Below are 23293 nucleotides of genomic sequence, written 5' to 3'. Positions count from 1 at the left end.
CAAATTAGCGCGAGACGCCACATGGCCAGCCTGACGATCCGCAAGCTCGACGACGCCATTCGCGACGAATTGCGACTGCGGGCAGCGCGCAACGGGCGATCGGTCGAGGATGAGGTGCGGGTCATCCTGCGCGACGCATCGCAAGATAACCTCAAGACTGACGCAAGGTTTTCGCAAGATGCGCCGGTTCCCGAAAACCTATCCAAGCCATTGAAAAATATCGGCGATCAGCTTCACGTGACGCTCATCATCGGCGGCGGAATCGCGGCCTATAAAGCGCTCGATCTGATCCGCCGGCTAAAGGAACGCGGCATCCATGTCCGCGTGGTGCTGACGCGCGCTGCGCAGCAATTCGTCACCCCGCTGGCCGCCAGCGCGCTGTCCAACGAGCGCGCCTATACGGACTTGTTCGACCCACAAAGCGAATTCGATGCCGGGCATATTCGGCTCGCCAGGGAATGCGATCTGATCGTGGTTGCGCCGGCGACGGCGGACCTGATGGCGAAGATGGCGAATGGTCATGCAGACGATCTGGCGTCTGCGATCCTTCTGGCCTCCGACAAACCGATCCTGATCGCGCCGGCAATGAATCCGCTGATGTGGAATAACGCCGCGACGCGCCGCAACGTCGCGCAGTTGCAGCGTGACGGCATCAGGATGATCGGACCGAATGCCGGCGAGATGGCCGAGCGCAACGAATCCGGTGTCGGCCGCATGGCGGAGCCGACCGAGATCGCGATAGCCGCTCACACATTCCTGCGGCCACCGACGCCGAAGCCACTGGCCGGCAAGCGCGTGCTGATCACCGCAGGCCCGACCCATGAGCCGATCGACCCCGTGCGCTACATCGCCAATCGCTCATCCGGCAAACAGGGCTATGCAATTGCCGCTGCGGCACGGGCTGCAGGCGCCGAGGTGATTCTCGTCTCGGGTCCCGTCGATCTCGACGAAGTCCCGGGCGTGACCGTGACGCATGTCGAATCCGCGCGCGACATGCTCGCTGCGGTCCAGTCCGCACTGCCCGTCGACATCGCGATCTTCGCGGCGGCCGTAGCCGACTGGCGCGTGGTCAACGAGGGCGCGCAGAAGCTGAAGAAGACCGCCGGCGCTGCGATGGCGCCGCTGCAGCTCACGGAAAATCCCGACATTCTCGCGACGATCTCGAAACTTCCCGAGCATCGCCCGCCGCTGGTGATCGGATTTGCCGCCGAGACCGAACACCTGATCGACAATGCGAAAGCCAAGATCGCGCGCAAGGGCTGCGACTGGATCGTCGCCAATGACGTCTCGCCGGCCACCGGCATCATGGGCGGCGACGACAACACCGTGCATCTGCTCACACGCAGCAAGGACAGCGCCGATATCGCCGTTGATTCATGGGCACCGATGAGCAAGGAACAGGTCGCGACGACCCTGGTCGCGCGAATCGCCGATACCGTGACGCCATCCACGAAAGATCCATCATGAGCGCTGCCACCCCTGTTCAGGTCGACGTCCGGCAGCTCCCGCATGGCGCAGGCCTCGCCCTGCCGGCCTATCAGACCGCACATGCAGCCGGCCTCGATCTGCTCGCCGCGGTTCCCGAAGACAGCCCGATGATTCTCGCCAGCGGCAAATATGCGCTGGTGCCGACCGCGCTGACTATCGCGCTACCACCCGGCTATGAGGCGCAGGTGCGCCCACGCTCCGGCCTTGCCGCCAAGCACGGCATCACCGTGCTGAACTCACCGGGCACCATCGACGCCGATTACCGCGGTGAGATCGGCGTGCTGCTGATCAATCACGGCCCGGCAGACTTCACGATCAAACGCGGCGAGCGAATCGCGCAGATGGTGATCGCACCGGTCACGCATGCGGAACTCGTGGTGGCCGCGGCGCTCAGCGAAACCGAACGCGGCAGCGGTGGGTTCGGATCCACCGGCCGCTAGCGCGTATTTCGTCATATCGCGCATCATTTGAATCAAACCTGACTGCATTTTTTAACCGGGGACTCGGCGTTCACGGTCTGGACTCTTACCCGGCGACTCCCGAAGCGGATATTGTCGAACGATTCGCTGGTGGTGAGGGGCTGCCGGGGAAGACGTGCGGTTTGGGGCGAATGATGTCAGGCGTGATCGCGGCGATGCGTCGGACCTTGCTGTCGTGCACTTCTATAGTGCGCGACGGGCTTGTCGGCATCAGTGCGTCTGCACTTCTGGCCACCTCCTCGGCATCGGCCGCCGACGAACCCTTCATCAGCCAAACGCTCGCCAATCTGCTCGATCTCGATCGCCAGGAAATCGCTGCTCTGACGACAGCGACGGCCGTGCTCGGCTTCTCCGTCGTCTCCGCCATCCTGTTGATGCACAATCGCATTCGCTCGGCCAAGACCGAGGCGAAGCTGCGCGCCGAGCTCCATACGCTGCAGGTAGAGTCCGACCGGTTTCGCGCCTTGCTGTTCACCGAACCGCAGGTGTTGATCGCCTGGGCTGCGGGCGAAACCCGCCCCGATATCTCCGGCGACACCGCATTGATGATGTCGCAAGACCCGCAGCAGCATCAGCCGCAGCGCATTCTCGCGTTCGGAACATGGCTGCCGCCGGAACCCGCGCTGCGGATGGATCACGCCGTCGACGCACTGCTCGATGCCGGCGAAGGCTTTGTGCTGAACCTGACGACCTCGAGCGGCCGCGCCATCGAGGCGATGGGCCGCGCCATCGGCGGCCAGGCCATTGTCCGGATTCGCGAATTGAGTGGCTTGCGCCGCGAGCTCGCCGAAGTCTCGCTGCGTCACAAGGAACTTGCGGAAGAAGCCGAAGTTCTCCGTGGCTTTGCCAATGCCGCGCCATGGCCGATCTGGGCCAAGGGTGCGGATGGCGGCTTGAGCTTCGTCAATGCGGCCTATGCGCGTGCGACTGATGCGGCCGATGCGGGCGATGCGGTCGGTCGCAATCTGGAACTGCTCGACAGCGACGACCGTAGCAATCTGGCGCGCGCGCTGAACGACAATCTGCCCTTTGCCGCGCGCGTGCCGATCGTGATTTCCGGCGAACGCCGCATCTTCGACGTCCACGCCGCAAAGGTCGCCAGCGGCAGCGCCGGCATGGCCATCGACGCCAGCGAAGCCGCCGCACTATCAGCCGCTTTGGTACGCATGGCCGAAGCGCATCGCCGCACGCTGGATCAGTTGTCGTCCGGTGTCGCCGTGTTCGACGGCCAGCGCCGCCTTGCTTTCTATAACGACTCGTATCGAAGGCTGTGGGATCTCGACCGCACCTTCCTCGACAGCAATCCCGACGACTCAAGCGTGCTGGATCGTCTCAGGGCCGCGCGAAAACTGCCGGAACAGTCCGACTACCGCACCTGGAAGTCCAAGCTGCACGAGGCCTATCGTGCCGTCGAGGCAGCCAAGGACGTCTGGTATCTGCCGGATGGCCGCGCGCTCTCGATCGTCACCACGCCTAATCCCGAAGGCGGCGTCACCTATCTGTTCGACGATGTGACCGAGAGTCTCGAACTGGCACGGCGCTTCGACGGGTTGATCCGCGTTCAGCGCGAGACGCTCGACAATCTCGCCGAGGCCGTCGCCGTGTTCGGCAGCAACGGTCGCGCGCAACTGTTCAATCCGGCTTTCGCCAAGATGTGGAAGCTGTCGGACGAAGCGCTGGAGCAGCGGCCGCATATCGAGATGGTCGAGACCTGGTGCCGGCCGTTGTTCGACGATACTCCGACATGGCAGACGATCCGTAGCGCCATTACCGGCATCGACAATCGCAAGTCGGTGCCGCTCAAACTGGAGCGCAAGGACGGCAGTGTCCTCGCCTGCATGACCATGCCGCTGCCTGACGGCGCGACCATGCTGACGTTCCAGGACATTTCCGATGCCGAGAATGTCGAGCGCGCGTTGCGCGAGCGCAACGAGGCGCTGGAGACCGCCGACCAGATGAAGGTGGATTTCGTCCACCACGTCTCCTACGAGCTGCGTTCGCCGCTGACCACGATCATCGGCTTCGCGCATCTGCTCAGCGATCCCGTTACCGGCCCGCTGATGCCGAAGCAGGCCGAATATCTGGACTACATCACCACCTCGACCGGCGCGCTGCTGGCGATCATCAACAATATTCTGGATCTCGCCACCATCGACGCCGGCGCGATGACGCTGAATCTCGGCCCGATCGATATTCGCAAGACCATCTCCGCGGCAGCCGAAGGCATCCAGGATCGTCTGGCGAAGGATCACATCGCACTGCAGATCGAAGTTGATCCCGCGATCGGCAGCTTCACCGGCGACGAGAGCCGTGTCGTGCAGGTGCTCTACAATCTGCTCGCCAATGCCGTCGGCTTCGCCCCGCAAAATTCGGCGGTTACGCTGACCGCGCGGCGGTCTGAACACACCATCACCTTCACCGTCACCGATCGCGGCCCCGGCATTCCGCCCGAAGTGAAGGACAAGGTATTCGACTGGTTCGAGAGCCACGCCAATGGTTCACGCCATCGCGGCGCCGGCCTCGGCCTGTCGCTGGTGCGCTCCTTCGTCGAACTGCATGGCGGCAAGGTCCGCGTCGATTCCGCGGTCGGCAAGGGCACCACCGTCACCTGCGACTTCCCCATCGACCAGACCGCGCATCGCAACGCCGCCGAATGACCGAACCGACCACATTTTCGCTGGCGCTCGCAAATGAGAACGCCACTGCGCAATTGATGGCCGATCTCGCCCTGCTGATCGGCCCCGGCGATGTCATCACGCTCTCCGGCGATCTCGGCGCCGGCAAGACGGCGGCCGCGCGCGCGATGATCCGCCATCTCGCCGGGGATCCCGAGCTCGAAGTGCCGAGCCCGACCTTCACGCTGGCGCAGAACTACGAGCTTCCGCCGTTTCCGCTTGTTCACGCCGATCTCTATCGCATCAACGACGCCAGCGAACTCGAGGAGATCGGCCTGTCGCCGCTGCCGGATGGCGTGGTCGCGCTGATCGAATGGCCGGAGCGCGCCGACGGCACGCTGCCGCCGGATCGTATCGATATCGCGCTCAGTCATCGCCCTGCGCTCGGCTCCGTGGCGCGCGCAGCAGAGATCACTGGTCACGGCAAGGTCGCATCGGTCGTTCTGCGCCTCAAGGCATTGCGCGAATTTCTCGAAGAAGCGCGCTATCTCGACGCCACGCGCCAGCGCATGGCAGGCGATGCCTCGACGCGCTCCTATGCGCGGCTGATCCGCGGTGATGACGTCTTCATCCTGATGAATGCGCCGAAGCGACCGGACGGTGCGCCGGTCTATGACGGCAAGTCCTATAGCGCAGCGGTGCATCTGGCGGAGGACGTCAAGCCGTTCGTTGCCATTGCGAATGGACTACGCGCGCAGGGTATCTCCGCGCCAGCGATCCATCACGCCGATCTCGATGCGGGTTTTCTCATCACCGAGGATTTCGGCACAGCGTCCGTGATCGAAGGCGATCCGCCGGCACCGATTGCCGAGTGCTACAAGATCGCGACCGACATGCTCGCTCTGCTGCACAGCAAGACGCTGCCGGAGACGCTGCCGCTGTTGCCGCATGTCGACTACGCCATTCCCGTCTTCGATACGGACGCATTGCTGGTCGAGATCGGTCTGATGCCGGAATGGTATCTGCCAGACCGCGACGCACCGCTTGCCGATGACGCTCGCACTGAATTTGTCACGATGTGGCGTGAACTGCTGGCGAAGCCCGCGGCCGCGCCGAAGACCTGGGTGCTGCGCGACTTCCATTCGCCGAATATCATCTGGCTCGACGATCGCGAGGGCATCAGGAAGGTCGGTGTGATCGACTTTCAGGACACGGTGCTCGGCCCCGCCGCCTATGATCTCGTCTCGCTGCTGCAGGACGCGCGTATCGACGTGCCCGAGCAGCTGGAGCTGACCATGCTGACGCGCTACATCAAGGCGCGCCGCACAGCAGATCCCGCTTTCGATGCTGCGGCTTTTGCCGAACTCTATGCGATCATGTCGGCACAGCGGAACACACGATTGCTTGGGACGTTTGCGCGACTCAATCGCCGCGACGGCAAGCCACATTATCTCAAGCACCAGCCGCGGATCTGGACCTATCTCAACCGCTCACTGGCGCATCCGACGCTGGCGCCGTTCCAGCAGTGGTATGCGACGCATGTACCACCGCCGCGATTCTAACACTTACTTAACCACTTATTAGTCGCGCACGTTTTATCCTCTGCACGAGCCCTGCACATGCGGAGCTTGGCGTACTGGACAAGGGACGTGTCATGACGGAGCGGCGTGCGGGAGATCGGGTCGTTTTCGAGCGCGGCTTTCCTGCGCACATGATGGGCATCGATGGCACCTGGCGTCGCTCCTGCATCATGGAAGACATTTCCGAAACAGGCGCCAAACTCACCGTCGATGGTTCTGTCGAAGGACTGAACCTGAAAGAATTCTTCCTTCTGCTCTCATCCACAGGTCTCGCCTATCGCCGCTGCGAACTCGGCTGGGTCAATGGTGACCAGATTGGTGTGAACTTTCTCAAACCGAACGACAAAAAGAAAAAGACGAAACGTCCCGAGACGCAGGCGGCAGAAACGTGACGTTGCAGGCGGGTGCAATTGTCGCATCCGCGTCATCTCGGCCCATTATGGCTCGATAGGTTCATGCATGCGACACGCCGCCGTGCTACCATTATTTCAGCTCAGAAATTCAAGAACGATTCCATCAAGGCCCACCATTCTACCAAGGCCCATCTTTTCTTAAGGCCAATGTCGTTATGTCCGTAAAACCCACCAAAGCAATGGTTCTCGCCGCGGGCCTCGGCCTGCGCATGCGACCGCTCACCAACAATCTGCCGAAGCCGCTGGTCTCCGTCGCTGGACAGCCGCTGCTGGATCACGTGCTCGACAAGCTCGCCGCTGCCGGCGTGACCGAAGCGGTGGTCAATGTGCATTACCTGCCCGACCAGATCATCGATCATGTCGCGACGCGCTCCAAACCGAAGATCATCATTTCCGACGAGCGCGATCAGGTGCTCGGTACCGGCGGCGCCGTGGTGAAGGCCCTGCCGCTGCTCGGCACCGAGCCGTTCTATCATCTCAATGCCGACACGATGTGGATCGACGGCGTGCAGCCGAATCTCACGCGCCTCGCCGAAGCTTTCGATCCCGCACGCATGGACATCCTGCTGCTGATGGCGCCGACCGCCAACAGCATCGGTTATGCCGGCTCCGGCGACTACGCGATGCTCACCGATGGCGCGCTGCGTCGCCGCAAGGAAAATCAGGTGGTGCCGTTCGTCTATGCCGGCGTCGCGATCCTGTCGCCCGCACTGTTCAAGGACGCGCCATCCGGCGAATTCTCGCTGACCAAGCTCTTCGACAAAGCCAATGAACAGGAACGCCTGTTCGGGCTGCGCATGGAAGGCGTCTGGATGCATGTCGGCACGCCCGACGCCGTGCGCGCCGCCGAAGAAGCGTTCCTCGCCAGCGTCGCCTGAGCTTCCTGCGACTCCCGTCGCCTTTCCAGCCATGCCATGATGCACCCTGATCACGAATCAGGGTGTTCATGCGCGTCTTCAATATTCCCTCCTCGGCGCCATTTCTGCGCACGCTGATCACCGCGCTCGTCGACGGTGATCTCGTCGAGGGATTCTCTGCGCGCAATGCGCCGGAGAAACTGGCCACCGTCACTTTGTATCTGCCGACACGCCGCGCCGGCCGCATGGCACAGGAGATCTTTCTCGACGTGCTCGGTACCGACGCCGTACTGCTGCCGCGCATCGTGCCGCTCGGCGATGTCGACGAGGAGGAACTGGCCTTTGCTCAGGCGGCATCGCCCGAAGCGCTTGAGCGGCTGGATGCACCTCCCGCTCTCGACGGACTACAACGCCGACTTCTATTGGCGCAGTTGATCGCCGCATGGGCGAAGCAACTCGCACCAGGCGATTCCGGCCAGACACCACTGGTGGTCGGCGCGCCGGCCTCGACACTGGCGCTGGCCGACGACCTCGCACGGCTGATGGACGACATGGCGACGCGCAAGGTCGACTGGAGCGCGCTGGACGGGCTGGTGCCCGATGCGCTCGATCAGTACTGGCAGTTGACGCTGCAGTTCCTGAGCATCGCCAGAAACGTCTGGCCGGACATCCTCGCCGCGCACAATGCAATTGAACCCGCGATCCGCCGCGACCTCTTGATCGACGCCGAAGCCGCGCGCCTGAAGGCGCATAAAGGCGGCCCGATCATCGCAGCCGGCTCGACCGGGTCGATGCCGACGACAGCGAAGTTTCTGCGCGAAGTCGCGCAGCTAGCCAATGGCGCCGTCGTGTTGCCGGGACTCGATACCGACCTTGATGACGTCGCATGGAATCTGATCGGTGGCACCAGGGATGCGCAGGGTCGGGTCGAATCCTCGGCATCGAATCATCCGCAATTCGCGCTCCATGCGCTGCTGGAACGTTTCGGTATCACGCGCCGCGATGTGACGACGCTCGGCACACCGTCGCCGCGGGGCCGCGAATTGCTGGCCTCGGAAGCGATGCGGCCATCCAATGCCACGGCGCAGTGGCATACGCGACTGGCGCAGCCCGCCGTCGACCAAAAGATCGCGGCCGGCATGCAGAAGCTCTCTGTGATCGCCGCCGCCAATCCGGAAATGGAAGCGCTGGCCATCGCGATTGCCATGCGCGAGGCCCATGAGCTGAAGAAATCCGCAGCCCTGGTCACGCCCGACCGCGCGCTGGCGCGCCGGGTGATGGCCGCGCTCGGGCGCTGGAATCTGATCTACGACGATTCCGGCGGCGACGCGCTGACGGAAACCTCGGCCGGCATCTTCGCCCGCCTCATTGCCGAAGCTGCGGCAGAACAGCTTGAACCTGCCACTTTGCTGGCGCTGTTGAAACATCCGCTGTTTCGTCTCGGCGCCACGCCGAACGCATGGACAGATGCCATCGAGACGCTCGAACTCGCACTATTGCGCGGCACGCGGCCGACACCCGGCACCGCGGGACTCGCACAGGACTTCGCACGTTTCCGCGACGAACTCGGCAAGCTGCGCCGCCGCGAAGCCTCGATGCTGCATGGTGCCGAGCCGCGCGCAAAACTCGACGATGACCGCCTCGACCGCACCGAAGACCTGATCGCGGCATTGCGCGCAGCGCTCGCACCGCTGGAGAGCATCCACCCCATCAGGCCCATCGATTTCGCCGAGGTCGCGCTGCGGCATCGCGAGGCGATCAAACTGTTGTCGCGCGACGACAGGGACAGCGAAGCTGCATTTGCCGGACGCGAAGGGACGGCGCTCACCAAGGCATTCGACGATCTCGTCGTCATGGAGACCATCGACACCGAGAGCAGCCCCGAAGAGCGGCTTCGCCCCAGCGGGCTGATGATGCAGCTCCGCGATTATCCCGATATATTTCAGACCGCCTTTGCCGACCGTATCGTGCGCCGGCCGGAAGTCGCCAATGCCAGCTTGCGTATCTACGGCCAACTCGAAGCACGGTTGACGCAATCGGACCGCGTGATCCTCGGCGGTCTGGTCGAAGGCATCTGGCCACCGTCGCCGCGGATCGATCCGTGGCTCAGCCGGCCGATGCGCTATCAGCTCGGCCTCGATCTTCCGGAGCGCCGCATCGGCCTCACCGCGCATGACTTCGTGCAATTGCTCGGCACGGAAGACGTCATTCTCAGCCACGCCGCGAAAGTCGGCGGCGCGCCCGCCGTCGCATCGCGCTTCCTGCATCGTCTCGAAGCCGTCGCCGGCGAGGCTCGCTGGGAGGCCGCGCTTGCTGCAGGCGAACATTATGTTCGCTATGCCGAAGAACTCGATCGCCCCGAACAGGTCACGCCGATTGCCCAGCCGGAGCCGCGGCCGCCACGTGCGGCGCGCCCGCTCAGGCTCTCGGTCACTGCCATCGAGGACTGGCTGCGCGATCCCTACACGATCTACGCCAAATATATCCTGGGCCTCGTGCCGCTCGATCCCGTCGATATGCCGCTATCGGCTGCCGACCGGGGATCGGCGATCCATGCGTCACTCGGCGACTTCACGATGGAATACAGCAAGGCGCTGCCAGACGATCCCGCCGCTGCTCTGCGCCGGATCGGACAGACACATTTTGCGCCCCTGATGACGCGGCCGGAAGCCCGTGCGCTGTGGTGGCCGCGCTTCCTGCGCATTGCATCGTGGTTTGGCGCCTGGGAGATCGACCGCCGCATCAATGTCGCCAGCATCGACGCCGAAGTACGCGGCGAGATCGCGATCCCGCTCGATCACGGCCGTGTCTTCCATCTCTCGGCCCGCGCCGACCGCATCGAACATCGCAGCGACCGCACCTTCGCGCTGCTCGACTACAAGACCGGCCAGCCACCGACCGGCAAACAGGTGCGCATGGGCCTGTCGCCGCAGCTCACGCTGGAAGCCGCGATCCTGCGCGAGGGCGGCTTCAAGGGCGTTGCTGCAGGCTCGTCGGTCAGCGAGCTGGTCTATGTCCGGCTCAGCGGCAACAATCCGCCGGGTGAAGAGCGACTGCTCGAACTGAAGATCGAGCGCAAGGACGAGGCGCAGTTGCCCGATGACGCCGCCATCGAGGCGCGCGCCAAGCTGGAAGCGCTGATCCGCACCTTCGAGGACGAAGCCACCGCCTATGCATCGCTCAGCCTGTCCATGTGGTCGAACCGCTATGGCAGCTATGACGATCTGGCCCGCATCAAGGAATGGTCGGCCAATGGTGGCAGCGGAGGCGAGTCATGAGCGGCCCGCGCAATATCCCGCCCGCCGCGAGCGCCAGGCAGCAACTGGCATCCGATCCGGCATCATCGGTGTTCGTCTCGGCCAATGCCGGTTCAGGCAAGACCTATGTGCTGGTCAATCGCGTCATACGCCTGCTGCTTGACGGTGTCCCGCCCGAGAAGATTCTCTGCGTCACCTTCACCAAGGCCGCGGCGGCCAACATGGCGGAGCGCGTGTTCACGCGGCTCGGCCACTGGGTTACGCTGGATGACGCCGCGCTCGATGCGGAAATCGGGAATGCCGGCGTTCCCGCCTCGAACAGCAGACTGCGGTCGCGGGCGCGCGAATTGTTCGCCAGCGCGCTGGAGACGCCGGGCGGGCTGAAGGTGCAGACCATTCACGCGCTGTGCACACGGCTGCTGCAACAATTTCCGTTCGAGGCCAATGTGCCTGCACGGTTCAGCGTGCTCGACGACCGCGACCAGAACGAGATGATGGAACGCGCCAGCCTGCAGGTGCTGCTGCATGCCGCTGCTGCGCCCGACAGCGCCGAAGGCCGCGCGCTGACGACCGCCATGACATCGGCGGCGGACGTGACGTTCCGCGACGTGGTCCGCGAGGCGAGTCTGTCCCGCGACCAGTTCCTGGCCTGGATCGAACGCGCCGGCTCAACCGACGCTGCGATGGCGCAGCTCTCCGCGACGCTAGGCGTTGGGCCCGGTGATACCAGAGAGAGCGTCGAGCTGGAGATCATCGATGGCCCCAACTTGCCGCGCGAACGCTGGATCCTTGCTGCTGACGTCTTCGAGACCGGTACGACAAATGATATCAAACAGGGCGCGCGGCTGCGCGAAGCGCTATCATACGGCGGCACGGAGCAGATCGACGCCTATCTGAGTGTCTTCCTCACCGACAAGCAGGAACTGCGCAAGTCATTCGCTACCAAGACCATCGAGAAGAACAATCCCGGTCTGTTCAATGCGTTGATCCGCGAAGCAGATCGCATCGCGCCGCTGCTGGAGCGTCGCCGCGCCGTCGCGATGCGCGAGCGCACCCAGTCGCTGCTGGTGATCGCCAGCCAGGTTGCAGAGAATTACCGCCGCGAGAAGAACGAACGCGGCCTCCTGGATTACGACGACCTGATCGCGCGGACACTGGAGATGCTCGACCGGGTGTCGTCGAGCTGGGTGCATTTCAAGCTCGACCGCGGTGTCGATCACGTGCTGATCGACGAGGCGCAGGACACCAGCCCGCGGCAATGGGACATCATCACCCACCTGATTTCGGAATTCACCTCCGGCGAAGGCGCGCGCGACGGGATCAAGCGCACGATCTTCGCGGTCGGCGACGAGAAGCAATCGATCTTCTCGTTCCAGGGCGCGGCGCCCCGCGAATTCGACCTGCGCCGCAAGGCGTTGCAGGGCCGATTCAAGGACGCCGGGATGAAATTCGATCCCATCGCCTTCAGCCATTCGTTCCGCTCGGGCTCGGCCATTCTGCAATCGGTCGATCACGTGTTTCGCGAAGAGGCGATATTCCGCAGCATCCATGCCGTCGAGAACGGCTATCCGATTCATGAAACGCTGGAGGATGCCGGTCCCAGCCTGATCGATCTGTGGGAGCTGGAACAGCCCGACGACCGGCCCAGCATCGAAGGCTGGCAGGCACCGTTCGACAAGCGCTCCGAGACCAGCCCCGAAGTGAAGCTCGCACGCCGTGTCCAGACCGAGATCAAGGGATTGATCGCGGCCAGGACGGAGACCGGCCCCATCGGCAAGCGCCGTCCGCTGCGCTACGGCGATATGCTCGTGCTGGTGCGCCGCCGCGGCAAGGCCTTCGATGCGATCATCCAGGCGCTGAAACATGCGGGCATTCCCGTTGCCGGCGCCGATAGGCTCAAGCTCACCGAACATATCGCCATCATCGACCTGATGAATCTGGCCGACGCACTGCTGCTGCCGCAAGACGATCTGGCGCTGGCGACCGTGCTGAAGAGCCCGCTGTTCAGCCTCGACGACGATGATCTGTTCAAGCTGGCCTGGGAGCGCACGGGATCGCTGCGTGATGCGCTTGGCAGACAGGCGGAGGGCAATCCCAAACTGACCGGCGCGCTGAAGCGGTTGATCGCCTGCGAAAAACGCTTTGCCAGCGAGACTCCTTTCGCGTTCTACGCCTGGCTGCTCGGCGGTGACCACGGCCGCGCGCGTATCCTGCGCCGGCTCGGCCATGAGGCCAATGACGCGCTGGATGAGTTCCTCGAACTCGCACTGGGCTATGAGCGCAAGGCGCCGGCCTCGCTGCAGGGCTTCGTCGCCTGGCTGCGCGCGGCCGACACCGAGGTGAAGCGCGACATGGAAATCACGCGCGACGAAGTCCGCGTGATGACCGTGCACGGTGCCAAGGGCCTGGAAGCGCCTGTCGTCTTCATGGTCGACACCACGTCATCCCCGGCGGATTCGCAGCGGCTCAACCTGATCCATCTGCCGCAGGGCAATGCCGCGCCGCAGGGACCCGGCGTCGTGGTCTGGGCCGGCAAGAAGGTCGACGATCCGCCCGCCGTGGCGACGGCACGCGCCGACATGATCCGCGATACCGAGGACGAGTATCGCCGGCTGCTCTATGTGGCGATGACGCGCGCGGCCGATCGCCTGATCGTCGGCGGCTGCATGCCCGGCAACCGCAACGAGGTGCGGCCGCTGTCCTGGTACGACCTGATCCAGAAGGGCCTCGAAAATTCGGGCCTTCACATGCAGCAGGTGCCGCCGCCGGATGGTGTGGTGAAACGCTATACGCGGGTCGAAGATGTGACACCGGCGCCTGGCGCTGCAATGCCTGTCGCTGCGGCTGCACCGATCGTGCTGCCGGCGTGGCTGCGCGACAAGGTCGGCGATCAGCCGCGCCGCGAGAGCCTGCTGCGGCCATCGGATGCCGAGGATGACGACGGGCGCGGCCAGCGCACGGGTGAATCCGAGCGGCTGCGTCAACTCGCTTTACAGCGCGGCAACCTGGTGCACCGGCTATTGCAGTCGCTGCCCGACATCGCCGCCGAGAAGCGCCGCGAGACCGGGCTGAACTTCCTCGCCCGCAACGCCAAGGACTGGACCGACCTCGACCGGGCGGCGCTGGCCACGCATGTCCTGTCGCTGATTGGCGATCCGCGCCTCGCCGAGCTGTTTGCCCCCGGCAGTCGCGCCGAAGTGGCAGTGGCCGGACGGTTGACGCGAAAGGATGGTTCGCCCGTGCTGGTGTCGGGCCAGATCGACCGGCTGGTCCTGACCAAGACGGAGATCCGGATCGTCGATTACAAGACCAACCACAACCCGCCGCGCAAGCTGATCGAGGCGCCCAAGGCCTATATCCGGCAGTTGGCGCTGTATCGCGGCGTACTCGCCAAGTTATACCCAGACCGGCCTATCCGCGCCGCCCTGCTCTGGACGGAAACGATTGAAATGATGGAGATTTCCGGTGCTGCGCTGGACGCGGAGCTGGCCGCCATCATCTCGGCGTGACCAACCTTGACCCGGCAAGGGGCCGTTCATAGGTTGGATGCATCATTCCAGCGCGCGAATCTTCTGGCGCGCCTTTCATTGAACAGGACGAGGATACGACCATGGCCGTTGGCAAGGTGACAGACGCCGATTTCGAAGCGGAAGTGCTCAAGGCGACCGGCCCGGTCGTGATCGATTTCTGGGCCGAATGGTGCGGTCCGTGCCGCATGATCGCGCCGGCGCTCGACGAAATCTCCGCTGCCATGGGCGAAAAGGTCACCATCCTGAAGCTCAATGTCGACGAGAACCCGAAGACCGCCTCGAAGTATGGCGTGATGTCGATCCCGACGCTGATGATCTTCAAGGGCGGCGAAATGGCCTCCCGTCAGGTCGGCGCCGCGCCGAAGGCGAAGCTGCAGCAGTGGATCAGCGCCGCGGTGTGATCGCGCGCTTCATCCGAGAATTCGAACGGCCGGTGATTATTTCACCGGTCGTTTTTCTTTTGCGTGATGGAGCTGGTTCTTCTCAACTGTCGTCCCCGCGAAGGCGGGGACCCATACACGCCGAGAGTATGGTTGAAGTGCTGTAGTTACGACTCTGCCGTTCGAACACACTGACCGTGGTTATGGGTCCCCGCCTTCGCGGGGACGACAATCGAGAGGGTGTACCGTCTCGCCTACCTGATCCATCCTGTCGCCAGTGCGCTGGCCCATTCGGGTCGTTCGTTCTGCCGCGCCAGCGCTGCCATCGCCTCATGGTCATACGGCACCTGACGGAACGTCACCTGCCAGCGGCCTGAATCGGAATCCAGAATCGCATAGCAGGCATCAGGCGTGCCGACTTCGAGCGTGTGCGGATAGGGCGTGACGTCGCGATAGCCGGGGCCGCCGACGCTGCCGGGATTAACGATCATGCGGCCATCGCGAAGCCGCACCGACCGCGCGATGTGCGTGTGCGCGCACAGGATCAGCGATTGCGTGATGCCTCTCGCCTTCTCCTCGATGGCTTCGATGGCAGCCATGTGCACCACGCCTTCCGGCGTCACCGCTTCCATCCAGTAGGTGTTGTCGTCATCGGGCGTCGCGTGAACGAGATAGACCTCATCGCGATAGATCGTGCTGAAGGGCAGTGCGCGCAGCCAGTCCATCTGCTCTGGTTCCAGCTGACTGTGTGCCAGCCGGTCGGACGGCCACATGTCGTCGAGCTTATAGTCGGTGATGTAACGATCATGATTGCCGCGGACATTGGTGGCATTGAGACCCATCATGGTGTCCACCGCACGGCGCGCATCGAGCGCACCACTGGCCATATCACCCAGATTGACGATGTCGGTGATGCCCTGGTTACGGATATCGGCGACAACGGCCTCAAGGGCAAAGTGATTGCCGTGAACATCGGCAATGGCAGCGAAGCGCATCGAACCTCCCCAAAATCAAGCAAAGATCAATCAGAGACCACTTGTATCGATGCGATTCTATGCAGGTAGCGTGCCGTTCTCCGCCAACACGTGACCGGCCAGATAGAGCGAGCCTGCAATCAGGATCCGCGGCGGGACTTCGTAGGCGAGCCGCGTGAGAGACTGCAGCGCATCGGCGACGCTCGGCGCTGTCTCGACGCGCATGCCGAGACTTCGCGCAGCATCCGCGAGTGTATCCGGCGCCATGGCGCCGTCGCGGCCGGGGATTCTCACGGCGATGATATGGCGCGTCTGGCCGGCGAAATTCGCCAGAAAGCCCGTGGCATCCTTGTTGGCCATCATGCCGGCGATGACCACCAGCGGCCGCGGCACACGCTCCTCGAGATCGCCGAGCGCCGCCGCAATCACGCGTCCTCCATCGGCATTGTGGCCACCATCGAGCCAGATCTCCGAATCGGCCGGCGCCGCAGCGACAAGCTTGCCCGACGTCAGCCGCTGCATGCGCGCCGGCCATTCGGCACGCGCGACACCGGTCTCATAAGCGGCCGGATCGATCCTGAAGCGATCCAGCGCGCGCAGTGTCGCAATCGCAAGACCGGCATTGCCGAACTGATGGCGCCCGAACAGCCGCGGCGCCGCGATATCCATCAGCCCGCGATCGTCCTGATAGACGAGACGCCCACGCTCGATGTTGACGTGCCATTCCTGACCGGCGCTCACAAGCGGCGCGTGCATCTTGCGCGCCTGCTGTTCTATCACCTCGGTGACATCGGGCGATTGCTCCGCAGTGATGACCGGCACGCGGCGCTTGATGATGCCGGCTTTCTCGGTGGCGATCTTCGCGAGCGTATCGCCGAGAAAATCCGTGTGGTCGATGGTAATCGGCGTGAACACGCAGGCGGCGGGCGCCTCAACGACATTGGTCGCATCGAGGCGGCCACCAAGGCCGACTTCGAGCAACACGACATCGGCGGAATGCTTTGCGAACAGATCGAAGGCGGCGGCGGTCTCGGCCTCGAACACCGTGATCGGCGCACCAGCGTTGATCGATTCGACATGCGCGAACGCATCACGCAATTCATCGTCACCCACCAGGGTGCCGGCGAGACGAATGCTCTCATTCATGCGGACGAGATGCGGCGAGGTGTAGACGTGGACGCGCAGGCCTGCGGCCTCGCAGATCGCGCGCAGATAGGCAATGGTCGAGCCCTTGCCGTTGGTACCAGCGACATGAATCACCGGCGGCAATTTCTGCTCGGGATGGCCGAGCTGCGCCAGGAGCCGCTGCATGCGGTCCAGCGACAGATCGATAGCGGTCGGATGCAGCTTCGACAGCCGCGCCAGGATCTCGCCGAGTTCCGGCGACGATGGCGGCGCGGAGGTGCTCACGCGTGGGCGGCCGGCACCGCGTCCGGAGCCACGACGATCTCGGCCGGAATGTTCTCTGCACGCGGCGGGCTCGCAATGGCCGGCGACTTCGTCAGCAGGCGACAGAGACGCGCCAGCGTCGGCTTCAGATCGTGGCGATGCACCACCATGTCGACCATGCCGTGGTCACGCAGATATTCGGCCCGCTGGAAACCTTCGGGCAGCTTCTCGCGGATGGTCTGTTCGATCACGCGCGCACCGGCAAAGCCGATGAGCGCACCGGGTTCGGCGATCTGCACGTCGCCCAGCATCGCATATGAGGCGGTGACGCCGCCGGTGGTCGGATTGGTGAGCACGACGATGTAGGGCAGTTTGGCTTCACGCAGCATCTGCACGCCAACCGTGGTGCGCGGCAGCTGCATCAGCGACAGGATGCCTTCCTGCATGCGCGCGCCGCCGGAGGCTGCGAACACGATGAAGGGCGACTTCTTCTCGACCGCCAGTTCGAGCCCGCGCACCAGCGCCTCACCGGCAGCCATGCCGAGCGAGCCGCCCATGAAATCGAAATCCTGCACGGCGACGACGACGCCGGAGCCTTCCATCTTGCCGTAACCGACCTTCACCGAGTCGTTCATACTGGTCTTGGTGCGCGCATCCTTGATGCGATCGACATATTTGCGCTCGTCGCGAAACTTCAGCGGATCGGCGATCACTTCGGGCAGCGCGACGTCGTACCAGGTCTCGTTGTCGAAGATCGACTTCATGCGCGCAGTGGCGCCCATGCGCATGTGATAGTTCGAGCCGGGAATGACGAACTGGTTGCTCTCGACGTCCTTGTAGAACACGAGCTGTCCAGTATCCGGGCACTTGATCCAGAGGTTCTCGGGCGTATCACGCTTGAGGATGCTGCGGATCTTCGGCCGGACGACGTTGGTGAGCCAGTTCATATGTGTCTCCGCGTCGCTGAGATGATGCGTCGCTCTGATGTCTATATGGCGGCCGGGACGGAGCCCGGCAACCGTTGTTCCCGGTTGATGGAGGCCAATTATGGCTTATTCCGCAGCCTGTTTGGCCCCATGAACGCCCTGGGCGAGGGCTGCGGCCAGATCGGCGACCGCGCCGACGCTCCTGGCCGTGGCCTTGCCATCGGCGTCCAGCGACGCCTTCAGGGCATCGACCAGCGCGGTGCCGACTACGGCGCCACTGGCGTGGCTGGCGATCGCCTGCGCTGCCTCCGGGGTCCGGATGCCGAAGCCGACGCAGACCGGCAGCTTGGTATGACGCTTGATGCGCGCCACCGCCGTGCCGACCGCGGACGCATCGGCTGCGGCTGCACCGGTGATGCCGGTGACGGAGACGTAATAGACGAAGCCCGAAGTGTTCGCGAGCACCGCCGGCAGGCGCTTGTCGTCGGTGGTCGGCGTCGCCAGACGGATGAAGTTCAGACCGGCCTTCATGGCGGGGATGCAAAGCTCGTTATCTTCTTCCGGCGGCAGGTCGACGATGATCAGGCCGTCGACGCCGGCAGCCTTGGCATCGGGCAGGAATTTATCGACGCCGTAGATATAGATCGGATTGTAGTAGCCCATCAGCACGATCGGCGTCTTGTTGTCGGAGCTGCGGAAGTCGCGCACGAGCTGCAACGTCTTCTTCAGCGTCATGCCGGCCTGCAGCGCGCGCAGGCCCGCGGCCTGGATCGAGGGGCCATCGGCCATCGGATCGGTGAAGGGCATGCCGATCTCGATGATATCGGCGCCCGCTTTCGGCAGCGCCTTGACGATTTCGAGCGCGGTGGCGGGATCAGGATCGCCAGCCATCACAAAGGTGACGAAAGCCGCACGGCCTTCGGCCTTGAGTTCGGCGAAACGGGTATCGATGCGGGTGGTCATGATGCGAAGATCGCCGTGCTATACTCTCTGCCGGGGAGAGCCTGGGGGATGGACAAGTTCAAAGCCAGAGCCAAACAACTCCGTACTACGCAAACGAGCGCCGAGGCGAAGCTATGGCAAGCGCTAAGGGCACGCCAGCTGGCGCGCTGGAAATTCCGACGGCAGCACGTGATCAACGGGTTTATCGTCGATTTCGTGACGCTGGATGGCAGGCTGGTCATTGAAGTTGATGGTGTGACGCATGCGACAGCAAGGGAGGCCGCATACGACGCGCGACGCACCTGGGTGCTGGAAAGTGCCGGATTCCTCGTGCTGCGGTTCAGCAATACGGACGTATATGAAGACCTCGAAGGCGTGCTGAAAGTAATCGCGACCACACTGCCGGCGACGGAGTGAAGCCCCCTCACCCGCGCGCAAGAGCGCGCGACCTCTCCCCGGTGGGGAGAGGTGAAGAACGGAGCTCCCTCTTTACCTCTCCCCACCGGGGAGAGGTCGGATCGCTCTTGCGATCCGGGTGAGGGGGCATTTCGGTAAACGCTGACGCTCACTGACGTGCTCGCAGAATATCCCCCACCTGCGGGACGTCCTTGTCGCCGCGGCCGGAGAGGTTGACGACCATCAGGTGATCCTTCGGCAGTTTAGGCGCGAGTTCGGATACCTTGGCGAGGGCATGCGCCGGCTCCAGCGCCGGGATGATGCCTTCGAGTTTCGACAGCAGCTGGAATGCGGCCAGCGCTTCCTCGTCCGTCGCCGACAGATACTTCACGCGGCCGATCGTATGCAGCCATGAATGTTCGGGGCCGATGCCGGGATAATCGAGGCCGGCGGAGATCGAATGACCTTCCTGGATCTGACCGTCTTCATCCATCAAGAGATAAGTGCGGTTGCCATGCAGCACGCCTGGACGACCGCCAGCAATCGATGCGGCGTGCAGGTTGGTGAGCCCGTGGCCCGCCGCTTCGACGCCGTAGATATCGACCGAGGGATCGTCAAGGAACGGATGGAAGAGCCCCATCGCATTGGAGCCGCCGCCGATGCAGGCAATCAGCGAATCCGGCAGGCGACCTTCGATCTCCTGCATCTGTACACGGGTCTCATCGCCGATGATCGACTGGAAGTCGCGCACCATCATCGGATAGGGATGCGGGCCGGCGACGGTGCCGATGCAATAGAACGTGTTGTGCACATTGGTGACCCAGTCACGCAGCGCCTCGTTCATTGCATCCTTCAGCGTGCGCGCACCGACCTGCACCGGCACCACCTTGGCGCCGAGCATTTCCATGCGGATCACATTGGGCTGCTGACGCGCCACGTCCACAGCGCCCATATAGACGATGCATTCGAGACCAAAGCGCGCACAGAGCGTCGCCGTCGCCACGCCATGCTGGCCAGCTCCGGTCTCGGCGATGATGCGCTTCTTGCCCATGCGGCGCGCGACCATGATCTGGCCGAGCACGTTGTTCACCTTGTGCGAGCCTGTGTGGTTGAGCTCTTCGCGCTTCAGATAGATTTTTGCGCCACCGAGATGTTCGGTGAGACGCTCGGCAAAATACAGCGGCGACGGGCGGCCGACATAGGCCTTGAGATAACCGTCCATCTCCTTGCGGAAGGCGGGATCGGCCTTGGCGTCCTCATAGGCCTTCTGCAGATCGAGGATCAGCGGCATCAGCGTCTCGGCGACGAAGCGGCCGCCGAAAATGCCGAAGTGACCGGTGTCGTCGGGACCGGACCGGTAGGAATTGGGAATGGCTTGAGTCATCAGGTCGTCAACTCTTCCGTTGCGCGCGCGGCGCGGATGAAAGCGCGGATCATGTCGGGATCCTTGATGCCCGGCGCGCTTTCCACGCCGGACGAAATATCGACACCGCCGGCCCGCGTGATGCGCAGGGCCTCGGCGACGTTGGCGGCGTTGAGGCCGCCCGACACCATAAAGGGCAGCTTCAGGTCGAGGCCTTCGAGCAGATGCCAGTCGAAGGCCTCGCCGAGACCACCCGGTCGCGTTGCATCCTTCGGCGGTTTGGCATCGAACAGGATGCGATCGCAGACCGCGGCATAGCCGGGCAATGCGGCCAGATCGGCTTTGGCCTCGACGGCAAGCGCCTTCATGACCGGGAGGCCAAACTTCTGTTTGATATCACGCACCCGCGCGACGCTCTCCTTGCCGTGAAGCTGCAGGATATCGGGCCTCAGGGCATCGATACTGTTTTCGAGATCGGCGTCATCGGCATCGACCGACAGCGCGACCTTCACGGCACGGCCCTTTGCCTGCTTGCCCAGAGCCCGCGCAATGTCGAGCGTGACGTGACGCGGCGATGGCGGAAAGAACACGAAGCCGACCATATCCGCGCCGCCGGCCAGAGCCGCATCAAGCGTCTCCGGAGTGGACAGGCCGCAAATTTTGACGATCAGAGACATGCTTCAAATGGCCGCTGGCAATACCGGGAATGGCAGGAAAAGCCTTTGCGCGGGGTTCTACAACGTCGCGCCGGACTTGTCTCGCTCACCGGCCATATAAGGGGAACCCGGCGCCGGGAGCCGCTGCGTACCATTCCGCGAGGCGGTCGCAACATGAGCGCGCAAATCGGCCAGTTCAGCCCGGGCCCGCTGCGCCTCGGCCTCGCGCTGGCGCGCTGCACGGCGCCAGCGGCCCTGCGTGAACCAGGTGGCCATGCCGCCCGCGATGACACCCAGGATGGCCGACAGGATGATCACCGCGAATAACGGCAGCGTGGCGCCGACCGCAGGATCGCTGCTGTTGAACGGATCAAAGGATACCGTGACCAGATGACGGTTGGCGACGGCGAACACGGTAAAGACGATCGCGAGGGGGATGATCACCAGAGCTGAGAAGAATTTGCGCATCAACGTCTCTCGCGAAGGCGATGCGGGCGCGCATTCCGCTAATTGGCTCAGACCTGTCGGCCCGAATGCGCGCTACCTCAAAGTTCTTTATGTCGCCGCGCTTGCTTCCGGCGCGGCATCGTCGCGATTCAGGCGCTCGCGCATTTCCTTGCCCGTCTTGAAGAACGGAACGCTCTTCTGGTCCACCGGCACATGCTCGCCAGTCCGGGGATTGCGGCCCGCACGGGCCGGGCGATGCTTCACCGAGAATGCGCCGAAGCCGCGGAGTTCGACACGATCACCACGTGCCAGCGCAGCCACGATCTCATCGAGAATCGCATTCACGATGTTCTCAACATCCCGCTGGTAGAGGTGCGGGTTATGCTCAGCGATGCGTTGAACGAGTTCGGATTTGATCATCGAGACGTTGGACTCTGAACGGGAGGATGCATTTCCGTGAAAATGCCTTGAACTGTCAAGACGCTAAATGAATTCGAGCACCTTCGAAAATGCGTGACAAATGCCCGAAACCGTTGTTGCAGCCTTCTTTGCAGTGCGGAAAGAACAGGACGAGCGGTTCCCTAGTTGGTGGTGGCCGGCCGCCACAGCGCCAGCATGCCATCGAGACCGAAGCCGTCCATGGCTTGCGCAAGGCCGGCCTGCTCGACCTGCCGCGCGATCGCAGTGAGACCCACTGCATCGAGTGTGATCGTCGCAGCAGCACGCAAGAATGTCAGATCGCCGAACTTGGGCGTCAGCTTGAAGTCGCGAACCGGCAGGTCACTCTTGATCTTCTTCTCGGATACCAGCCACGCCACGGCGGCTTTCTCATCGCCGAGCTGGTCGATCAGCTTGAGATCCACGGCCTGGCGACCCGTGAAAACACGGCCATCGGCGACTTTCTGTAGTTGCCCGTCATCCATGGCGCGGCGGCTCTGCACGAGCCCGCGGAACCAGCCATATGAGTCCTTCACCAGCGATTCCAGCGCTGCCCGCGCTTCCGGGCTGGTCGGCTCGAAGCCGTTGGGCGCGGCCTTCAGCGGCGAGGATTTAACCTGCTCGACCTCGACACCGACGGTCTTCATCAACCCCGTGAAATTGGGAAACTGGAACAGAACACCGATGGAGCCGACCAGCGAGCTCTGCTGCGCGACGATATGGTCGGATGCGAGTGCCGCGATGTAGCCGCCCGATGCGGCCAGGCCCTCGACGACAACGACCATCGGTTTCTTGGCCTTGAGGCGCATCAGCGCGTCATAGAGCTGCTCGGAGCCAGCCGTCGTACCGCCCGGCGAATTGATATGTACCACCACCGCCGCCGCGGATGACTTCTCCAGCCGCTCCAGCGCCTCGACGCGATCATTGTTGCTCTGGATCAGGCCCTCGATCTTGATGCGCGCGATTGCCCCCGACGACGACAGCGCCTGGGACCCGGACCGCGTCACGGCGACGCCGACGACGACCACCGCAGCAACCGCAACCAGTACCGCCGCCACGCGCCAGAAGGTCAGCTTGCGACGCATCCTGCGGCGATCGACGATCACATCGGAATCAAGCGACATCGGAAATCTCCTGGAAGCCCTCGAAAGAGCTTGCGTCTG

General features: G+C 63.6%; 19 protein-coding genes. 10 read left to right on the top strand and 9 right to left on the bottom strand.

The window, feature by feature from the left end; all coding sequences use genetic code 11:
• The first annotated feature begins 21 nt into the window (after positions 1-21).
• The 9 genes from coaBC to trxA all read left to right on the top strand — a co-directional run bounded on the left by coaBC (position 22) and on the right by trxA (position 14620).
• Positions 22-1467, top strand: coding sequence for a bifunctional phosphopantothenoylcysteine decarboxylase/phosphopantothenate--cysteine ligase CoaBC (gene coaBC, locus AB8A27_RS25825; protein WP_441244334.1), 1446 nt, complete (start codon positions 22-24; stop codon positions 1465-1467).
• Positions 1464-1928, top strand: coding sequence for a dUTP diphosphatase (dut, locus tag AB8A27_RS25820; RefSeq protein WP_441244333.1), 465 nt, complete (start codon positions 1464-1466; stop codon positions 1926-1928). The genes coaBC and dut overlap by 4 nt, the downstream gene beginning before the upstream one ends.
• A 173-nt stretch (positions 1929-2101) precedes the next feature.
• Positions 2102-4624 carry an ATP-binding protein gene (locus AB8A27_RS25815; protein ID WP_441245027.1) on the top strand — a complete coding sequence of 841 codons (2523 nt, stop codon included), beginning with the start codon at positions 2102-2104 and terminating at the stop codon, positions 4622-4624.
• Complete coding sequence (gene tsaE / locus AB8A27_RS25810) at positions 4621-6144, top strand: tRNA (adenosine(37)-N6)-threonylcarbamoyltransferase complex ATPase subunit type 1 TsaE (protein ID WP_441244332.1); 1524 nt, start codon at positions 4621-4623, stop codon at positions 6142-6144. Before AB8A27_RS25815 ends, tsaE begins: the two co-directional genes overlap by 4 nt.
• Positions 6145-6236: 92 nt before the next feature.
• A complete protein-coding gene (locus AB8A27_RS25805) occupies positions 6237-6554 on the top strand; it encodes a PilZ domain-containing protein (protein ID WP_092140743.1) in 318 nt (105 codons plus the stop codon).
• Between the two features lie 176 nt (positions 6555-6730).
• A complete protein-coding gene (locus tag AB8A27_RS25800; protein WP_441244331.1) occupies positions 6731-7453 on the top strand; it encodes a nucleotidyltransferase family protein in 723 nt (240 codons plus the stop codon).
• 68 nt (positions 7454-7521) lie between these two features.
• Positions 7522-10710 carry a double-strand break repair protein AddB gene (gene addB, locus AB8A27_RS25795; RefSeq protein WP_441244330.1) on the top strand — a complete coding sequence of 1063 codons (3189 nt, stop codon included), beginning with the start codon at positions 7522-7524 and terminating at the stop codon, positions 10708-10710.
• Positions 10707-14198 (top strand): double-strand break repair helicase AddA, encoded by a 3492-nt coding sequence (gene addA, locus AB8A27_RS25790; protein WP_441244329.1) that lies wholly within the window; start codon positions 10707-10709, stop codon positions 14196-14198. Before addB ends, addA begins: the two co-directional genes overlap by 4 nt.
• A 101-nt stretch (positions 14199-14299) precedes the next feature.
• Positions 14300-14620, top strand: coding sequence for a thioredoxin (gene trxA, locus AB8A27_RS25785; RefSeq protein WP_068734104.1), 321 nt, complete (start codon positions 14300-14302; stop codon positions 14618-14620).
• Positions 14621-14853: 233 nt separating this feature from the next.
• On the opposite strand, the gene AB8A27_RS25780 is transcribed toward trxA, so the two are convergent.
• The 4 genes from AB8A27_RS25780 to trpA form a co-directional block, all read right to left on the bottom strand.
• Positions 14854-15594 carry a metallophosphoesterase family protein gene (locus AB8A27_RS25780; RefSeq protein WP_441244328.1) on the bottom strand — a complete coding sequence of 247 codons (741 nt, stop codon included), beginning with the start codon at positions 15592-15594 and terminating at the stop codon, positions 14854-14856.
• Positions 15595-15651: 57 nt separating this feature from the next.
• The gene (locus AB8A27_RS25775; RefSeq protein ID WP_441244327.1) at positions 15652-16983 is read right to left on the bottom strand and encodes a bifunctional folylpolyglutamate synthase/dihydrofolate synthase; all 1332 of its coding nucleotides are present in this window, start codon (positions 16981-16983) and stop codon (positions 15652-15654) included.
• Complete coding sequence (gene accD / locus AB8A27_RS25770; RefSeq protein WP_092140753.1) at positions 16980-17909, bottom strand: acetyl-CoA carboxylase, carboxyltransferase subunit beta; 930 nt, start codon at positions 17907-17909, stop codon at positions 16980-16982. The genes AB8A27_RS25775 and accD overlap by 4 nt, the downstream gene beginning before the upstream one ends.
• Positions 17910-18014: 105 nt before the next feature.
• A complete protein-coding gene (gene trpA, locus AB8A27_RS25765) occupies positions 18015-18851 on the bottom strand; it encodes a tryptophan synthase subunit alpha (RefSeq protein ID WP_441244326.1) in 837 nt (278 codons plus the stop codon).
• Between the two features lie 48 nt (positions 18852-18899).
• On the opposite strand from trpA, the gene AB8A27_RS25760 reads away from it, so the two are divergent.
• On the top strand, positions 18900-19247 hold the full coding sequence (locus AB8A27_RS25760) for an endonuclease domain-containing protein (RefSeq protein ID WP_441244325.1): 348 nt from the start codon (positions 18900-18902) through the stop codon (positions 19245-19247).
• Between the two features lie 148 nt (positions 19248-19395).
• On the opposite strand, the gene trpB is transcribed toward AB8A27_RS25760, so the two are convergent.
• The 5 genes from trpB to sppA all read right to left on the bottom strand — a co-directional run bounded on the left by trpB (position 19396) and on the right by sppA (position 23254).
• Positions 19396-20610: a tryptophan synthase subunit beta gene (gene trpB / locus AB8A27_RS25755; protein WP_441244324.1), complete on the bottom strand. Its 1215-nt coding sequence runs from the start codon at positions 20608-20610 to the stop codon at positions 19396-19398.
• A complete protein-coding gene (locus AB8A27_RS25750) occupies positions 20610-21266 on the bottom strand; it encodes a phosphoribosylanthranilate isomerase (protein WP_441244323.1) in 657 nt (218 codons plus the stop codon). Before AB8A27_RS25750 ends, trpB begins: the two co-directional genes overlap by 1 nt.
• A 57-nt stretch (positions 21267-21323) precedes the next feature.
• Entirely contained in the window at positions 21324-21713 is a 390-nt protein-coding gene (locus AB8A27_RS25745) for a LapA family protein (protein ID WP_441244322.1), read from the bottom strand.
• Positions 21714-21800: 87 nt separating this feature from the next.
• Positions 21801-22112 carry an integration host factor subunit beta gene (locus tag AB8A27_RS25740; protein WP_068730326.1) on the bottom strand — a complete coding sequence of 104 codons (312 nt, stop codon included), beginning with the start codon at positions 22110-22112 and terminating at the stop codon, positions 21801-21803.
• Between the two features lie 161 nt (positions 22113-22273).
• Positions 22274-23254, bottom strand: a complete 981-nt coding sequence (sppA, locus tag AB8A27_RS25735) for a signal peptide peptidase SppA (protein WP_441244321.1) — start codon at positions 23252-23254, stop codon at positions 22274-22276.
• Between the last annotated feature and the right edge of the window lie 39 nt (positions 23255-23293).

This window comes from Tardiphaga sp. 768_D3_N2_1, from assembly GCF_052076105.1.
Classification (GTDB): Bacteria; Pseudomonadota; Alphaproteobacteria; order Rhizobiales; family Xanthobacteraceae; genus Tardiphaga.
Note: the sequence above shows the minus strand (reverse complement) of the source record. Positions and strands in the feature narration are given on the sequence as shown.

Coding starts and splice junctions, on each gene's coding strand:
- trxA (WP_068734104.1), top strand. CDS start 14,300: ATGGCCGTTGGCAAGGTGACAGACGCCGATTTCGAAGCGGAAGTGCTC.
- trpA (WP_441244326.1), bottom strand. CDS start 18,851: ATGACCACCCGCATCGATACCCGTTTCGCCGAACTCAAGGCCGAAGGC.
- AB8A27_RS25780 (WP_441244328.1), bottom strand. CDS start 15,594: ATGCGCTTCGCTGCCATTGCCGATGTTCACGGCAATCACTTTGCCCTT.
- dut (WP_441244333.1), top strand. CDS start 1,464: ATGAGCGCTGCCACCCCTGTTCAGGTCGACGTCCGGCAGCTCCCGCAT.
- accD (WP_092140753.1), bottom strand. CDS start 17,909: ATGAACTGGCTCACCAACGTCGTCCGGCCGAAGATCCGCAGCATCCTC.
- sppA (WP_441244321.1), bottom strand. CDS start 23,254: ATGTCGCTTGATTCCGATGTGATCGTCGATCGCCGCAGGATGCGTCGC.
- AB8A27_RS25800 (WP_441244331.1), top strand. CDS start 6,731: ATGTCCGTAAAACCCACCAAAGCAATGGTTCTCGCCGCGGGCCTCGGC.
- AB8A27_RS25815 (WP_441245027.1), top strand. CDS start 2,102: ATGTCAGGCGTGATCGCGGCGATGCGTCGGACCTTGCTGTCGTGCACT.
- trpB (WP_441244324.1), bottom strand. CDS start 20,610: ATGACTCAAGCCATTCCCAATTCCTACCGGTCCGGTCCCGACGACACC.
- AB8A27_RS25750 (WP_441244323.1), bottom strand. CDS start 21,266: ATGTCTCTGATCGTCAAAATTTGCGGCCTGTCCACTCCGGAGACGCTT.
- coaBC (WP_441244334.1), top strand. CDS start 22: ATGGCCAGCCTGACGATCCGCAAGCTCGACGACGCCATTCGCGACGAA.
- AB8A27_RS25745 (WP_441244322.1), bottom strand. CDS start 21,713: ATGCGCAAATTCTTCTCAGCTCTGGTGATCATCCCCCTCGCGATCGTC.
- AB8A27_RS25760 (WP_441244325.1), top strand. CDS start 18,900: ATGGACAAGTTCAAAGCCAGAGCCAAACAACTCCGTACTACGCAAACG.
- addB (WP_441244330.1), top strand. CDS start 7,522: ATGCGCGTCTTCAATATTCCCTCCTCGGCGCCATTTCTGCGCACGCTG.
- addA (WP_441244329.1), top strand. CDS start 10,707: ATGAGCGGCCCGCGCAATATCCCGCCCGCCGCGAGCGCCAGGCAGCAA.
- AB8A27_RS25805 (WP_092140743.1), top strand. CDS start 6,237: ATGACGGAGCGGCGTGCGGGAGATCGGGTCGTTTTCGAGCGCGGCTTT.
- AB8A27_RS25740 (WP_068730326.1), bottom strand. CDS start 22,112: ATGATCAAATCCGAACTCGTTCAACGCATCGCTGAGCATAACCCGCAC.
- tsaE (WP_441244332.1), top strand. CDS start 4,621: ATGACCGAACCGACCACATTTTCGCTGGCGCTCGCAAATGAGAACGCC.